15 protein-coding genes and 1 tRNA gene are annotated in these 15,838 nt (G+C 54.7%); 8 read left to right on the top strand and 8 right to left on the bottom strand.

Annotation, left to right across the window (positions count from 1 at the left end):
* Window positions 1-61: 61 nt before the first annotated feature.
* Both PSR63_RS16975 and PSR63_RS16980 read right to left on the bottom strand, forming a co-directional pair.
* Window positions 62-146, bottom strand: a tRNA-Leu gene (locus PSR63_RS16975).
* 141 nt (window positions 147-287) lie between these two features.
* Window positions 288-728 carry a BLUF domain-containing protein gene (locus tag PSR63_RS16980; protein WP_274326868.1) on the bottom strand — a complete coding sequence of 147 codons (441 nt, stop codon included), beginning with the start codon at window positions 726-728 and terminating at the stop codon, window positions 288-290.
* 411 nt (window positions 729-1,139) lie between these two features.
* On the opposite strand from PSR63_RS16980, the gene PSR63_RS16985 reads away from it, so the two are divergent.
* Window positions 1,140-2,711 (top strand): hypothetical protein, encoded by a 1,572-nt coding sequence (locus PSR63_RS16985; protein WP_274326869.1) that lies wholly within the window; start codon window positions 1,140-1,142, stop codon window positions 2,709-2,711.
* Here PSR63_RS16985 and PSR63_RS16990 read toward each other — a convergent pair whose 3' ends face one another.
* Entirely contained in the window at window positions 2,712-3,233 is a 522-nt protein-coding gene (locus PSR63_RS16990) for a hypothetical protein (RefSeq protein WP_274326870.1), read from the bottom strand. It abuts the gene before it with no gap.
* Between the two features lie 86 nt (window positions 3,234-3,319).
* Window positions 3,320-4,189 carry an acyl-ACP--UDP-N-acetylglucosamine O-acyltransferase gene (lpxA, locus tag PSR63_RS16995; protein ID WP_274326871.1) on the bottom strand — a complete coding sequence of 290 codons (870 nt, stop codon included), beginning with the start codon at window positions 4,187-4,189 and terminating at the stop codon, window positions 3,320-3,322.
* Window positions 4,190-4,472: 283 nt separating this feature from the next.
* Between lpxA and PSR63_RS17000 the strand changes: the two genes are divergently transcribed.
* A complete protein-coding gene (locus PSR63_RS17000; protein WP_274326872.1) occupies window positions 4,473-4,811 on the top strand; it encodes a tetratricopeptide repeat protein in 339 nt (112 codons plus the stop codon).
* 9 nt (window positions 4,812-4,820) lie between these two features.
* Here PSR63_RS17000 and PSR63_RS17005 read toward each other — a convergent pair whose 3' ends face one another.
* Together PSR63_RS17005 and PSR63_RS17010 are read right to left on the bottom strand one after the other, a co-directional pair.
* Window positions 4,821-5,705, bottom strand: coding sequence for an RAD55 family ATPase (locus PSR63_RS17005; protein ID WP_274326873.1), 885 nt, complete (start codon window positions 5,703-5,705; stop codon window positions 4,821-4,823).
* 156 nt (window positions 5,706-5,861) lie between these two features.
* Complete coding sequence (locus PSR63_RS17010) at window positions 5,862-6,866, bottom strand: SMP-30/gluconolactonase/LRE family protein (RefSeq protein ID WP_274326874.1); 1,005 nt, start codon at window positions 6,864-6,866, stop codon at window positions 5,862-5,864.
* Window positions 6,867-7,006: 140 nt separating this feature from the next.
* On the opposite strand from PSR63_RS17010, the gene PSR63_RS17015 reads away from it, so the two are divergent.
* The 5 genes from PSR63_RS17015 (at window position 7,007) to PSR63_RS17035 (ending at window position 11,390) form a co-directional block, all read left to right on the top strand.
* Entirely contained in the window at window positions 7,007-7,783 is a 777-nt protein-coding gene (locus PSR63_RS17015; protein ID WP_274326875.1) for a hypothetical protein, read from the top strand.
* Window positions 7,784-8,101: 318 nt separating this feature from the next.
* Window positions 8,102-8,875, top strand: a complete 774-nt coding sequence (locus PSR63_RS17020) for a hypothetical protein (protein WP_274326876.1) — start codon at window positions 8,102-8,104, stop codon at window positions 8,873-8,875.
* 85 nt (window positions 8,876-8,960) lie between these two features.
* Window positions 8,961-9,755 (top strand): hypothetical protein, encoded by a 795-nt coding sequence (locus PSR63_RS17025; protein ID WP_274326877.1) that lies wholly within the window; start codon window positions 8,961-8,963, stop codon window positions 9,753-9,755.
* The gene (locus tag PSR63_RS17030; protein ID WP_274326878.1) at window positions 9,742-10,620 is read left to right on the top strand and encodes a hypothetical protein; all 879 of its coding nucleotides are present in this window, start codon (window positions 9,742-9,744) and stop codon (window positions 10,618-10,620) included. The genes PSR63_RS17025 and PSR63_RS17030 overlap by 14 nt, the downstream gene beginning before the upstream one ends.
* Complete coding sequence (locus tag PSR63_RS17035) at window positions 10,617-11,390, top strand: hypothetical protein (protein ID WP_274326879.1); 774 nt, start codon at window positions 10,617-10,619, stop codon at window positions 11,388-11,390. Before PSR63_RS17030 ends, PSR63_RS17035 begins: the two co-directional genes overlap by 4 nt.
* Here the strand turns inward: PSR63_RS17035 and PSR63_RS17040 are convergent.
* Window positions 11,387-12,613 (bottom strand): multidrug effflux MFS transporter, encoded by a 1,227-nt coding sequence (locus PSR63_RS17040; RefSeq protein ID WP_274326880.1) that lies wholly within the window; start codon window positions 12,611-12,613, stop codon window positions 11,387-11,389. The two genes, PSR63_RS17035 and PSR63_RS17040, sit on opposite strands and share 4 nt — an antisense overlap.
* A gap of 117 nt (window positions 12,614-12,730) precedes the next feature.
* Here PSR63_RS17040 and PSR63_RS17045 point away from each other — a divergent pair, with 117 nt between their 5' ends.
* Window positions 12,731-13,366, top strand: a complete 636-nt coding sequence (locus PSR63_RS17045) for a TetR/AcrR family transcriptional regulator (protein WP_274326881.1) — start codon at window positions 12,731-12,733, stop codon at window positions 13,364-13,366.
* Window positions 13,367-13,950: 584 nt separating this feature from the next.
* On the opposite strand, the gene ilvB is transcribed toward PSR63_RS17045, so the two are convergent.
* Entirely contained in the window at window positions 13,951-15,681 is a 1,731-nt protein-coding gene (gene ilvB, locus PSR63_RS17050) for a biosynthetic-type acetolactate synthase large subunit (RefSeq protein WP_274334204.1), read from the bottom strand.
* Window positions 15,682-15,838 lie beyond the last annotated feature (157 nt).

Genomic DNA, 15,838 nt, shown 5'->3' on the forward strand with positions numbered 1-15,838 from the left:
TTTGATCAACTACCAAAAAAGAAAACCACGATGGTTAACCCATCGTGGTTTTTTTATTGAGTGCCGAAGAGAGGACTTGAACCTCCACGGGGTTAACCCCCACTAGGACCTGAACCTAGCGCGTCTGCCAATTCCGCCACTTCGGCCTAAGTTGTCAGCTGGAAACAACTATTTATGCCTCTGGATGCCTCTTTTTTCAAGGACCCCAGGGGCCAAAAATTGGCCTGCTGCCTCAGATTTGCCTGAAAAACCAATTCAACCGGTCTAGAAAGATCCCATGCGGGTTCTTAGACAGCTTTCAAATGGTTCTGTCGGGCCGAAATATTCGCGACCAGGGCTTTGATCAGAGCCACAATATTCTCTTGGCCGTACAGCTTCGGATCCATGTGAAACAGCGAGTGCTCCAGAACGTTTTCTAGATCGACACGTCGCAGGTCGCTGCGGTTCAGGTATCGCATGCTCCAATCGGGGAAAATGCGTCCGTCATACTCTCCCAGGTCGACTTTGTTGACCACATCATGCCGGATGTCTTTTTCGATGACGTCCATCAGGTCTACCACGACCTGCCGCTCTCCTTCGAGATACTGAAAGAACACGCCGTGGTCGTAGCACAGGTAACCTGTAATTCCCAGAGTAGCGTTCTTCGCGGAAGCATGACTGGCTAATCCTTCCAGATCCAGCTCAGAGCTGTCGACGGTGCTGTAACTAGCGTAGGCAATCGCAAACACGGGAGAATCCCTTTCTTGGTTTCGACGGTTATCTTACCGCCGACTGCGTCCCCTTCTGTCCCCATCTTCATAACGATCAATTGGCAATACAAGCAAATTCACCAATCCACATGCGTTAGTGCGTGTGGCACGGCAAGTTGTAGGTCTCTTACTCTTATTTGGATTGAGAATTGTGTCAGCGTGAGCTACAGGAAGGATGTTCTGGGGGCTCGGGGCGATCTCGCTAGCAAAAAACTCGGTCGGTCTCTCTCTCTGAGAATAGCGGATGACGTATCTTATTCTCTGGAATCCCTCCGGGGAAACTAGTTAACATAGAAGTTCGTCGATTCCTTCGACTTCCCTTCGCCAATCCCTCCCTTAACGCATGCATAGCGGTGTATGTGTTCCTTGTTTTCCCCCTCCGAGCCTCGCATGTTTCGCTCCCGCGCACACTGGGTAATGATCCTCGCTTCGCTGCTTTTGGCCTTAGTCCTTCGTGCCGTGTTGTCGGCACAGGGCTTACCGACCCAGGCCTCGGACTCGTCTCCTCCGTTTGGAATCCAGATGATCGATGAGGATACGGGACGCGGAGTGCCGTTGGTTGAACTTCGAACGACTAACGAGATTCGACTGGTCACTGACAACGCAGGCTGGGTCGCCGTTGATGAGCCAGGACTGATGGGGCAGAAGGTTTACTTTTCGATCGAAGGTCACGGCTACGAATTCCCCGCTGATGGCTTTGGCAACCGCGGTCGCGCCTTGGAGGTGCTTCCGGGTAAAACGGCTCAGTTGAAGATCAAACGAAAGAACGTCGCTCAGAGACTCTATCGAGTTACCGGACAGGGGCAGTTCCACTACTCAACTCACTTGGGCATGCCGAGCCCTTGGCGGCATCCAAATCTGAACGCCCAAGTCATGGGGCAGGACTCGACCCAGGCCGTCGTCTTAGGTGATCGGATTCTCTGGACGTGGGGCGACACGGCTCGGGCATCCTATCCCCTGGGAAACTTCGCGACGTCTGGCGCCTGGTCCAAACTGCCGAGTAACGGGGGAATGGATCCGTCGATCGGCATTGATCAGAAATACATCGACGACGACAGTGGCTTCAGCAAGCCGATGTATAAGAACGATATTGGAGGGGCTGTCGTCTGGATGCACGGTATCTTTACGCTGGAAGACAACGATGGTCAAACAAAGGCGGTCACGCACTACTCCGTTCGAGAAGGCCTCGGCAAGGAACACCGCAGCGGGATCGCCGTATTCAACGAAGAGACCGAGATCTTCGATCAAGTTAATCAGTTTCCCGCAGGGACACGACTTTACCCCCAAGGGCAAACGTTCAGGCATAAGGACAACGGTCAGCAGTACATCTATTTCGCAACTCCTTACCCAATTCTACGTGTGTCAGCCAAGTGGGATGCCGTGTTCGATCCTACTCAGTACGAGGCCTGGACGTGCTTAGAAGAAGGGGCCAGTTTTGATCGACGCAATCCTCGGCTTGCTCGAGATTCGCAGGGCCAGCTCGACTACGCCTGGCGAAAGGATACGGACCTTGTCGACGCTCAGCGGCAGCGGCAGCTAGAACAGGCAGGTCATATTCAACCAGGAGAAGGTTGGATTCAAACCACCGATATCGACAAAGGCAGGAAGATTACGCTGCATCGCGGTTCGGTACGTTGGAACGAATATCTCGAGTGTTGGGTGATGATTGCCAATGAGATCTATGGGGAAGAGTCCAATCTAGGGGAAGTCTATTTCCTGGCCTCAAAGACAATCCCCGGCAAATGGGAAAAGGCAAAGAAGATCGTCACGCACGACAAATACACCTTCTACAATCCGGTGCACCATCACTTTCTGGATCAAGCCGATGGGCAGTTGATTTACTTCGATGGAACCTACACCAAGCAGTTCTCCGCGACCAAAGTCGGCACGCCCCGGTACGACTACAACACGATCATGTACCAGTTGGATCTCTCGGACGAGCGGCTGAACTCAATCAAGTAGTTAGAACGGATGATAGATCGGTTTTGCGTCGCGAATGCTCACGCATTTCGAAGCGGGATCGTCATGGTAGATTCCATGAATCGACCAGATCAGCGTTGCGAAAAACAGAAGACAATAGATGCCGATAGTGACGCCGATCCAAAGGACGAAGTACACCGCGGATTCGAGCGGCCAACCGCCGATAGTTTGCGTTGGGGTGCCGGCGAGTAGGACGGCAGCCAGTAAAAAGCCAATAAATCCGGCTGTCAGCCAAAGTGGGATTTGCAGAATGAACCCCACGATTACCGCAGCGAATTGATCTTCCCAAGGCAGTGGAACAAAGAGGCTTTGACGAACAATACTGGCCCTGGCATGAATGAGGCTCGGTAGCGTCCAGAAGAAAAAGAGCACCAGCCCTGCAATGGGGACTGCGAGCGACAAGATCGCGCAGAAGCCGATGGCCAAGGAAGCTGCCGCGGCAAACCCAACGAATCCACGTTTAGGTTGTGTCAGGCTACGTAGATTCGACATCATTCTGAGCATTTACGCTTGCTAAACGAATTCCACGGCAAGATGAGAAACTTCGTGACTCACCTTAGCATGGATGTGTTTAGGCTACAACGAAATGCCTAACCAGCACGGCGGCTTGTGTCGCTGGTGGTGTCTTTTTCGTTTAAGAGAACGCGAAGTTGCGGTCGGCTGACGTCCACGCCACGACCTCGGCTACGGGCCTGAATGAAGCCGCGTTCGCTTTCGGCCAGGAAGTCGGCGAAATGACCGGCGGGGCTCATCGGGAACTCGCGTCGAACGCGATCCAGTGCTTCGCGATTGGTAAGGTTCGATCGGAAGATGATGCGATAGGCTCGCTTCAGCTCCGAGAGCTGTTCCGGTGTGAAGCCGCTTCGTTTCAGCCCAATAATATTCAGGCCAACGACCAGGCTGCTGCAGCCATCGACGGTGACGTAGGGAGCAACGTCTTGCACGACGTGTGCCTGACCGCCCACCATGGCGTTGCGACCAATACGGCAGAACTGATGCACGGCAACGGCACCGCTGACATAGGCGCGGTCTTCAATGACGACGTGTCCACCCAACATCACGTTATTGGTGATGATGGTGTTGTTTCCGATGATCGTGTCGTGGCCGACATGCGATTGAACCATCAACAGGTTGTTGTCGCCGATGACCGTATTTTTGCCAGGAGCCAAACCGCGGTGAATGGTGGTGAACTCTCGGATGACATTGCCCGTACCAATGATGACGTCGCCCAGATCGGCTCCGGCCCGCAGGTGTTGGGGAGGTCCACCGATGACGGCGTGTTCGTGTACTTTATTGTTCGCACCTAGCGTGGTGCCTTCTTTGATGGAGACAAAGGAATTCAGCTCGCATCCATCTCCCACCTTGGTGTTTTCTTCAACGACGCAGAACGGGCCGATCGTGACGTTTTCGCCAATTTCCGCCGAAGCATGAACGATTGCGGAAGGGTGGATCTGAGTCACAGCAAATCCTTTTGCTGAAGGTCGAGATGGGTATCGATGTTATCGGAACCGCTGGAAAAGGGCCCTCCTGGCCGCAATTCTTCGCGCTTTGTCGTTCCTAGATACGATTATCGGTAAAACCTGTCCACCCCGATCGATAGAAACCGCATATTTGCGCAGGACTTCCCGTATCTAGAATCGCTAGCACCGCCAGCAGCAGGGTCGTGTCAATCGACGCGAGCTTGCCTATAATTAACGAACGTTCCCGAACCTATTTTGCGTCTTTTACCACGATTGCGAGACCATGTCCGATACGTCTGCCCTGTATAGCGAAGGCGAAAAGCTTCGAGACGAAGGGAAATATGCCGAAGCCGTCGAGAAATTCAAAGCGGTGCTGGCCGAAAAGCCTGACCATGTCCTGTCGCATATGGCGCTGGCAGTGACCTACGGGAATCTGAATGACTTTGACAATGCCTGCCACCATGCGGAAACGGCTTGCCAGTTGGAGCCGAACGAACCGTTCAACTTCACGGCCCTCAGCGTGACCTATCAAAAAGCCTTCGAAGCGACCCGCGATCCGAAGTACATTGAGAAGGCCGAACAGGCCAAGCACCACTCCGATGTCTCTCGGGGCGGCATGTAGTCCTTCAGACTACCCGTCAATCTGAATACCAGCGTCGTCGATGTGGTACGGGATGATCTCGTCCGTCGCGGCGCTGCCTCGGTGTTTGCTGATATACATGGCTCGGCGGATCTTGGTGCCGTCGAGCATCTTACCCATGTAAATCACCGTATTCGCGCCACTGATCAAATCCCCTTCGTCCAGATTGCGCGAGATCAGGTGCTCAAGCATCGCTTCTTTGGACGTCTGTAGCATCATGCAGCCAATCGACTGGCTGTCGTAGTTGTGCTTCTCGGCCGCTTCGCTGTTCTTGCGAAACGCTTGGCGAAACAGATCCCGGGCAACCCACATCGGATCTTTTCGCAGCACTTGGTGATAGACGTACTCGAATAGCTCGATCTGGATCGACTCGGCGGGAACGTCGACCGGTTCCAGACCATCGATCACCACACGGCGACACCCGCGTGTAAAGTTGCCATACAGGTAGCCAATGGTGGTCGCCAGCTTCTCGTTGATCTGCTTCTGCCAGTGTCCCAGCTCGTCCCAGTCCATCTCGCGGCGTGACACCCGCTTGCCCTGGTAGTCAAACACGTGCAGCATCTCACCATGGGTCAGGTCGGACTCGAAGAAGTTCTCCAGGTCAGGCTGCTTGTGGGAATCGGCTTCTACCGGCGTCCAATCGAACATCCGCTCGGCATATTCGATGTGGCTTTGCGAGTCCCCTCGCGTGCTCATGTCGAAGAAGATCCCTTTGTGGTCGTCGGCCTCTTGCCCAGCATGGGCGAAGTGAACCCCCATCTGCGTCTTGCCGATACCGGTTGCCCCGATAACCAAAGTCAGCGTCCCAGGAATCAGGCCCCCTCCCAGATGTTCATCCAGCTTGGGAATACCAGTCGTTTGTCGTGCTGCAGGCATATTTACTACGTCAACCAATGAGGGCTTCAGATGGCGAGTGTCGAACTCGGTCGATCGCCATCAATCGTGACAGCAAGTGACCTAAAAGAAAAGATGGCACCCACTTGGGAAGGTGGTGCCATCTTCTTATTTCATTCGCAATAGTCACCAGGCGATCTACTTCGACCCGATCAGGCCCTTCGCGTTGGTCTTCACGCGGCACAGGTACATGTCAGCTGTCAGGTAAATCGTGCCGTCAGGGCCAAACGCACAGTTAGCGGTGCGTTCCCCAGTGCTGAGGCGACCCAGCAGTTTGCCTTCGGGGTTGAAGACCAGCACACCACCTGGGCCGGTCGCCCAAAGGTTACCGTTGGTATCGACCTTCAAGCCATCGCTCCCGCCTGGGCGTTTCCCTTTCCACTTGCTGGCGTCGTAGAACATCTTGCTTTCGCCCAGTGTGCCATCTTCCTTCACAGGGAAGGCCTTCCAGTGACACTCCTGCGAGTCAGCGACGTACAGCGTTTTTTCATCCGGCGACAAAGCGATCCCGTTTGGTCGAGGGCACTCCTTGGTCAGCAGGGTCAACTTGCCATCTTTACCAAGACGATAAACGCCGCAGTAGTCGAGTTCCGCTTCCTTCCCGTTCAATCCGCCTGGCAGGCCGTACGGAGGATCGGTGAAGTACAGATCGCCGTTGGAGTGATAGACCAAGTCGTTCGGGCTGTTCAGACGTTTGCCTTCGTAGTGCGAGACCAGCACTTTGCGTTCGCCATCGACCATCTGCGTGATGTTGCGATCGCCGTGGCAGCACATCGTCAGGTGACCTTCCGGTGAGATCGCCAGGCCATTGGTGCCAGGCTCGTGTCCCTCAAACTTCGACATCCCGGTGTACCCAGCAGGCTGCATGAACACGTCGGTGCCGTGCCCTGGCTTGTACTTCACAATCCGGTTGTTGGGGATGTCGCTGAAAAGCAGAAAGCCCTTGGGCATCCAGACAGGGCCTTCCGACCATTCAAACCCATCGGCCAACACCTCGATCTTGGCATCGGTCGGAACGAGCTCGTCGAACGCCGGATCCAACCGTTCGATCTCGCCAATCGTCTTCATAACATCATCGGCCGCAGCCGGAACGGCTATCGCTACGCAGGCCAGCAGAGTTAGCGCCAGGGAGGAAACACGCATGAGAGAAGCTCCGTATATTGGATGGGTTTGTTTGGGTGAGGCAGGTGGAAGAGTGTTTATCCTAACTTGCCAAACCACGCGAGGCAATTCGCCAGGAAGTTGTTTGGCTATTGCACGATGGGTTGGCTAGACTGACACCCATGGAAGCACCGCCCCCCTTCGAGAACGATCACTATTCGCCACCGCCAAGCGAACCAGAACCCAACCCTGAAACGCCGCCGCGCAAGTGGTACCGTTTCACGCTGTGGAAGATGGTCGTCACGTTCGTGCTGCTGGGCGTGATCTTCGCTTACTTGCGTTATACGCACTGGGGTTATGTACTGTCGGAAAACATTACGCGAGTTGGCCGCAGCTTTGGGTTGGTCGAACAGAGGGATCCGAACAAGATCTATGTCTCGGCGGTTCGCCCACTGGGGAATGATGATTGGGAATGGAGCATCAAGATTCCTCCAAGCGAGATTTATATCGTGTGCTACAGCGTTGCTGATATTCCTGTCTCCGGCAAAATAGAAGAAGTCGTTGTTCGCAGTGGGGAGGTACATCGGGAACACGACTATTTGCTTCACTTTTACGTTGAAACGCTTTCGGAGAACTCACAGGTTGGCCTCGGCAAGGCCGTTCAGAAAAACAGCGGGATATTACCACAACAGTTCTACGGGACTTCGTGGAGTGCCGTCGGGGATCTCGATTGGATGAACGGATACGTCGATCGAATTGCTATCGAGTCAGGTGATGGCGAGCACGTATTCAATGTCGGTGAGAAGATCGTCTTGCTACGCCAATGGCCTGTGGATTCGACTCCGCGTGATGGACCTGGTGCCGTTCATAAAGAGGGCATCATGATCTGGATCGAGCCAGCCCCGGTCGGAGGACCTTGGGACAAGTATCGAACATCATCGACACCCACTTCCAACTAACGACCTGCAATGGAAAACGAGAACTACGAAGACGACCGGCCGTTTTTCGATTGGATCGATGATCTTCTGGACCACGGTGCTCTGTCTCGGCCTGACCCTGGGAAACGCCGGAGCAGGCATGCTGTTGATGTGGTACGGCGAGAAGTGAACGAGCCCGTTAGCTTCTGTCCCATTCGCGGCGACCGCTGTTTCTTAGCCCCCCATTGCAAGTCGTACGAGATTGCAAAAAGAATGGCCATGGCCTCTGGCGTGGGGTAGACTGCCCCCCATGACACAGCAGTACCTCTTCCAAGATTACGTCGAAGCTCTCGTTAGACGATGAACAACGATCCCCTTTCCCAAGTCGATCAAGCAAAGCCTAGTCCACCAGCGAAGGAACGGCACAAGCCGCAGCACCTCTTTCCGAATGCGTGGAATTTTTCGTTCAAGACTTTCTTCGTGTTCATGTTTTTCGCAACACTAGCGGCATCGCATGTCTGGACGTCAAAGAAACTTGCCGATGCCGAGAAGCAGTTGCGACGGGTACGCAACGACTATCATCTGCTTAATGTTCAAGATTCCAGTCAGATCTATCTTACGATGCTGGCGAGCAATCCACCCTATTACTTTCAGTGGCGAGTCTCCTTGCCAACGGGACGCGACTACCAGTTTTGTCTTGCTCGGGCCATCGATCACGTCGGGAATGACCAGGCATCAACGTGGAAGGTTCCCCTTCAGCCAGGTACGGGTGTGCTGACCCTGCGGATTCTCGAGAGGGCAAACGATCAGTATCAGGGAGAACTAACCGTTGACTGGGAAGAATTTGGATCTGGATTCGCGCCAACACGCAGGGTGGTGACCCAAAACTTCAAACAAGACCGAGGCATCCTGTCCCAGGGGTATTGGAAATTCATCAAACGTGTTACTTCGGAGTCAGAAGACGAGGCCGGGAAGCAATATCGCATTATCAACATTGATCGGATAGCGAGAGAATACCAGGGACCTTATTCTCCGACCAAAGAAGCGAACCTCGTTTCAATGGGGTTCTCCGGGGGTACTTATGAAGCCGACAGCATGTCTGCCTGGATTGAACCAGTAACCGATGAAAAGTGAGTCGCGAGCGTTGAATGTTACAACCAGTGAATCAGGTGACACCATTTCCGCAGCCGAACACCAAAGCGACGCCCGCCCCAGTCGCATGCGTTTCTCGCTCACAACGATGATTGTCACAATCTCGCTCTCTTGCCTGGTGATGGGCAATATCATCAGTGCAGGCAAATGGTATTACGAAACACGAGCCTTGAAACGCGAACTGGCCATTGCTGAGCGGACAACCGGATACTTGGTTGTTGATGATCCGACGAAGATTCAGGTCACGAACGTGGGAACTGCGGTCAAAGGACTTTGGCATTTTCGGTTCTATTTGCCCGAGGGACGCAGCTATCGGCTCTGTCACCGTGTCGGTGAAATTCCGCGAGATGGACGCCCTAAAAGAGACGCTCGGATCTTTGTCGAGGAATTGGGGCCAGGCTATGTTAATGTGTCGTTTTGGCTCGAACGTCAGGGACAAACTGAGTGGAGGGTTTATCGGAGGGGATCTTGGGGGCGTGGCGGTTTCTCCACCATGCTAGACACAACATCGAACCATTTCACGACACTGGAATGGTTCGATGCTCACCGGATTAGCTTCACTAGTAATGTCTATTACTTTCACCAACAGCAGGATGGAAAGGAAGGCGATGTTCGCTATTTCCTCGTCGAAAATCAGGGCGTGCACGACACGAGTATGTTAGGTCATAGGAGTTGCGACCCGGACCAGTCGCTCGATCTCATCAAGATACGTGCGACGGAAATCCCAGCCCCCGTAAGCGAAGCAATCAATACGTATCCTTTCAGGACCGATCCGAAGCCACTCGAAGAAAATAACGAGATACCGGAAATCAGCGACGGCATTCAGCTATGGATCGAACCAGTGTCCCATGGAAACCAATGAGCCACCTACGGAACACGTCGAAACGCAGCCGACCGGCTGCCGTTTCCGTTTTTCAATTCTCACCATCCTCCTCGTCACAACGGTCGTTGGCCTCTCGCTCGCATACTTCCGATCGCGGAGCGACTTGTTGGACGCTCAGGCCGAGCTAACGGATGTTCGTCAGACGTACGAGTTGATCGATGTCGAAGATAACCAGAAGATCTACGTTCGCATGATGAAGGTGCCTGCGAGTAATATGTGGCAGTGGCGCGTCTTTCTGCCGGAAGGGAGCCGTTATCGTATCAAGTTCGACTACAACAGCATCCCGCCGAAAACGCCCAAACCGGCGACCCGTTCCAACTTGACCCTTTCGCCGGGGACTTATGTGATTACGCAGATGTTTATCTTTGAACCAGCCTCGAACGCTTCGAAGTGGAAATTCAACCTGGCCGCGACCGGGCCTTACGCCGACGTGCGGGCCAGCGGTCGTGTGCCGCGTGAAGAACTCAGTTGGCTGGAGGCCGAAATGCTGCCCAGTGGTGACTTTGTCCTTCCGTCGACCGAAGAGAGCAAGCCGGGGAAAAAGGTCCGGTTTAATGTCATTCCGAGTGTGGAACTCGCGTTGCCGATGTCTGCCTACGACCAAACCTCGCACGACGCGGATCAAGAGGTCGATCTGATGCGCTGGGAGGTCGACGAGCCACGCAACCCAGTCGGCCAAGAGCCAAGCGACTACTTGCCGCTAGAAGTCTTTAGGTTGTGGATCGAGCGCGAGCCGCCGCCGAAGGTTTCGCAGGGGCTTATTCCTTGTCCGCTGATTCGCCAGAAGGCCTTGGCAAATGGTTTTCAAGTGCGAGTTGGTTCCCCTGAGGATATTGTTCCATGAACACGCCCGAGAAGCATGACGTCCATGTGTCTGATACACCCAAGCGGCGCTCGTGGGGGATTCGCTTTTCATTACTCTCGATGATCCTTCTGGTCACGGTCGTGGCCCTCTCGATTTCTCACTGGCAGATGTTCGAGCAACTTTCGCAGATGAAAGTGCGGAACGAGCAGCTCTCGCAGGCGCTGGGGATTCCTCCGATCACTGACTCGACGAAGGTTACCGCGATTGGTGTTCCGGTGATGACGCAAGAATCTTGGGAGTGGCACGTCTTTCTTCCCGACGGCAAGGAGTACGACCTGTACGTGGCGTTCACGCATGTTCCCGGCGAGGGCCTGCCGGAAAATCCGATCCATGTCGAATCGCTTACCAACGGCGAAGTTCGCATCAACCTTTCGATTGACCCGCAAGAGCATTTGCCACCAACGGTAACGGTACGCGGACGCTACGTTGTGCCAGCTCAGGACGTGCAAACCATGCTGTACCATGGCCTGTCGCGGCGCGAGGCCTCGTGGCTTGCGCACTATGGCGGCGAGTATCGTGAGGTTGCTCGAGGCGAAGGCGATAAGTGGTATCGCACGTCAAGTCAGGGCCTGATCGACGACCCTGAGTTCGTGGCGACGACCTTCGACCCGGACCAACCAATCGTGCTGCGTCGCACGCGGGTGTTCCCGATCGAAAACCCTAGCGACGACGAGCAGCCCAAGACGTGTGCCGGGATGATGGTCTGGCTGGTTCCCAAGGCGGCCGAAGACGAAGTCGTCGATCCTTAGGCACTCTCTTCGCCCAGGCAAAGCTCTTCTGCAGGCTCCGGTTTCGGGAATGCCCAGTTTGCGGTGATGCCTGCGGCGATACTGGCAAGTGCGATCGTAACGGCCATGGGGATCGCCGTGCCATTGGCTGTCAGCCCAATCACCAGGGCCGCGATCGTGCCGAAGCCAAACTGACAGGCACCCATCAATGCGGCGGCCGTACCGGAAATCTTCCCATGGGCCTCCAACGCCATCACACCACACAGCGGCAGGATGAACCCGATCGAAGTGATAATGACAAACAGCAGAATCGAAAGCAGCACAACGTTCATCTCGCCAGCCAGCTCCAAAGATAGGAACGTCACGGCGGCCAGCACATAGGTCGCTAGCGCCGAGCGAATGATGGTCTCGGCACTGAAGCGACCCAGTAGCCGCGGACCACTCTGCGCACCGATCATCAGCCCGACAGCGTTCGACGCGAAAATGAAACTAAAAACCGTGGGCGAGATTCCGTGGATGTTGATGAACGCGAACGACGACCCGGTCAGGTAGGCGTAGATACCTGCCTGGGCAAACGCCATGGTGGCCACGTACGGTATGTACTGTCGACTGAAGAGCAGCGTGCCATAATTCCGTAGCGCGGCGATCGGATGGCTGGAAGTCCGTTGCTCCGGCAAGCGGGTTTCCGGCATCAGCGTCAACACCAGCATAATACAACCCACTCCAAACAAAGCGAGAAGGACAAAGATCCATCGCCACGATGCGAACATCAAAATAGCCGAACCCAACAGAGGCCCGAGGATCGGCGCTAAGCCAAGCACCAGCATCATCATGCCCACGAGTTTGGCGGCGGTTGGTCCCGTGTAAAGATCGCGAACTACAGCCATGCCAATCGCGCGGCCGATCGAAGCACCAAGCCCTTGGATGAACCGTAATACGAGAAGTTGTTCGCCGTTTTGAACAAACGCACAACCAAGCGATGCGGCAATGAATAGTAACATTCCTGCGATGATCATCGGCTTGCGACCGACACGATCGGAGACTGGTCCCAGGAACAACTGCCCCGTCATCAGCCCGGCCAAAAAGGTCATCAGGCTGAACTGGACGATGCCTTCGCTGACGCCAAGCTCTGAGGTGATCTGCGGCATGCCTGGCAGGTATAAGTCGATCGCCAAGGGGCCGACAGCCCCCAGGATTCCCAAAATGGGAGCAATCAGCCAGGGATGAATTTGCCGCGAGGTCATAGTGCTTCCTGCGATTTAGTGTCAGTGCGTTTGTTTTTTTACTTGAATTTGAATATTGGAAACGATATCGTTTCTTAAATGGAACCATATTCGTCTTCCTCCTATGAGTCAACGGTTATGACGAAACCCACATCCCACGAACCTGAGAAGGCCAAACCGGGCCGTCCACCGGTTTACACCGAAAAAGAACGCTGTCAGCGACTGTTAACGGCAGCAGAACAGGTGTTCACCACGACGGGGTATGGTGCGGCGACGATGGAAGAAATCGCCAAATCGGCTGGGATGTCCAAGAAGACACTCTATGCGCTGTACCCGGACAAGGAACATTTGTTCGCCGCGATGGTAGGCGGATTGTGGGACTCTCCCTGGGAAAACGACCAATCGCAGGTCATTGATGCAGGGGCCGAGCTTCGTCGTCGCTTGCATGCGATGGTGCAGTTCATCATGACGGCGCGGCAAGTCCGCCTGACGCGGCTGTTGATCTCGGAAGCCGAACGCACGCCGAAACTGGCCCGCGACTTTCACGATCGCGTGATCTCCAAAGCCCGCCGCTACCTGGCCGAAGCGGTCGAACGTGCCCGCGACGAAGGTGTCGGCCCGCAGATCGACGACGTTGATCAAATGACCGCAACGCTCCTGGGTGCCGCGCTGGCCCGTAATCATCTGGGGGCACTGTTCGGTCGAAAACCAAAGGCTACCAAGAAACAGCTGGAAGACCAGGTCGACACGGCGCTGCGGCTTTTGGGGTACTAATGCTCGTGACGCTGACGCTTCTGGATGAAACGAATGTGAAACGAGTCGGTATTTTCACAGGTTCCTAAGCAACACTTCTAAGTGATGAGCCGCGCTAGGATCGAACAAAGTAGCAACACTTGGCAGGGGGTGCCAACCATTGTCGGTACCAAATTCGGCGTCCATGTATAAGTCTTTGCAAGGGTTCGGTACTGTTCGTCAGAAATCAGTCCGATCGCGTGTTTAAGAGCTATGCTCTCCGCATGCCACCGATCGCATTCTAGGCTTTCAAATGACTTGGGTAGGTTCGACATAAAGTAAATCATGAACCAAGTGCTCAGTGCAAATTCGCTCGGAGCAAACACTTTCCACCAAAGGTTTCCTATCGCCGTCAACGTGAGGGCGATGATTGCCATGTTCAGCAATGCTCTTAGAAACCGATTTGTCGTTGACTGGTTTCGCACGATTGAATGTAGCCTATCGACACAACAAGATTGACACATAGATATCTTCGATAGAGCTTGAGGAATCTTGATCAGTAGGCACAAAAACAGGGAGCCATTTCTAGCTCCCTGTCTTGGTTGTTTTGATGTGCCGAACAAGTCTTACGACTTGATCATTTCCTTCACGGTCATGCCGCTTGGGATCATTGGCAGGACGTGTTCTTGGTAAGGAACTTGAACGTCCAGGACGTAGGGGCCGTCGTAGGCGATCATCTCTTCCAAGGCAGGAAGCAAGTCGGCCTTGGCGCGGATCGTTGCACCACCACAGCCGTAGCCCTTGGCGATCTGGACGAAGTTCGGGTAAGTCTCTTTCGGGTAGATGTCTTCACCCTTGCCGTACCATTCTTCGTGGTGAATCGGGCCCAGGTAGGTGTGGGCTCGGTTACCGGCCATGAAGCGGTCTTCCCACTGGACCACCATGCCCAGGTGCTGATTGTTAAGGAGCAGCACCTTCACTGGCAGGTTTTCGCAATAGCAGGTTGCCAGTTCCTGGATGTTCATCTGGAAACTGCCGTCCCCTTCGATGTCGATACACAGGGCATCTGGGTTGGCTGCCTGAGCACCCATGGCAGCTGGCAGGCCGAAGCCCATGGTGCCCAGACCGCTGCTGGACATCCAGGTGCGTGGCTTCTTGAACTGGTAGAACTGAGCCGCCCACATCTGGTGCTGGCCGACGCCGACCGAGATGATCGTTTCGCGGTCTTGCGTGATGCGCGAAAGCTCGGCGATAGCGTGCTGCTGCAAGATTCCGTCGAAGTCCTTGTTGTAGGTCAACGGATCTTTCTTCTTCATGTCCTGGCAGTGGGCCACCCAGTCGGAGATATCCTCAGGGGCTTCGACCACTTCGTTCAGCATCTTGAGTGCTGGCTTCAGATCGCTAACGATCGGAATGTGGGCGATCTTGTTTTTGTTGAGTTCGCCTGGGTCGATGTCGATGTGGACGATCTTGGCGTCCTTGGCAAACTCAGCAAGCTTGCCGGTCACGCGGTCGTCGAAGCGAACGCCCAAGCCGATCAACAGGTCGCACTCGCTCACGGCCAGGTTGGCGTAAACGGTACCGTGCATGCCGAGCATGTCGAGCGACAGCGGATCGGAGTTCGGGAGCACGCCCAAACCCATCACGGTCATCGTGGTGGGAATGCCCGTCTTCTTGACCAACTCACGCAGCTCCTCGGAAGCTTCCGAGGTGATGATACCACCACCAGCGTAGATGATCGGACGCTTGGCGCGCTTGATCGCGGCAGCGACCTGGCGGATTTGTTCAGGCTTGGCCAGACGCGACGTGACGTTGTAGCCAGGCAGATCCATTTCGCAGTCCCAGTCAGGCACCGTTTGTTCGAGCTGGACGTCTTTCGGAATATCGATCAGCACGGGGCCAGGTCGGCCGGTCGTGGCGATGTGGAAGGCTTCCTTCATGATCCGACACAGGTCTTTGATGTCGGTCACCAGATAGTGATGCTTGGTGATACCGCGACAAACTTCGACAATCGGCGTTTCCTGGAACGCATCGCTACCGATCACGGCACGCGGAACCTGGGCACTGATGGCGATCAGCGGAATGCTGTCGAGCTTGGCATCGGCAATGGCCGTAACGAGGTTGGTTGCGCCGGGACCACTGGTCGCCATGGCAGCACCAACCTTACCAGTCGAACGAGCCAAACCTTGAGCTGCGAAACAGCCGCCCTGTTCGTGACGAGGAAGGATCGTGCGGATCTTGTCTTTGTAACGCGTCAGGGCCTGATGCAACGGCATGCTGCAACCGCCGGGATAAGCGAAGAGTACTTCTACGCCATGTCGTACCAGCGATTCGATCATAATGTCGGCGCCTAGCATGACTTGGTTTTGCGTAGATTTTTCAGTCGAAGTACTCACAGATTTTCTCCGGTGATTGAAACAGATTCCCTTTGGACCCAATCCTGGTGCTAACCGAGCACGCGCGATTTGGATTGCCTGAATCCCTTTACCAAAGGCCCTATGCCCATAGAAGGAG

Source organism: Bremerella sp. P1, assembly GCF_028748185.1.
In the GTDB taxonomy this organism is placed as follows: domain Bacteria; phylum Planctomycetota; class Planctomycetia; order Pirellulales; family Pirellulaceae; genus Bremerella.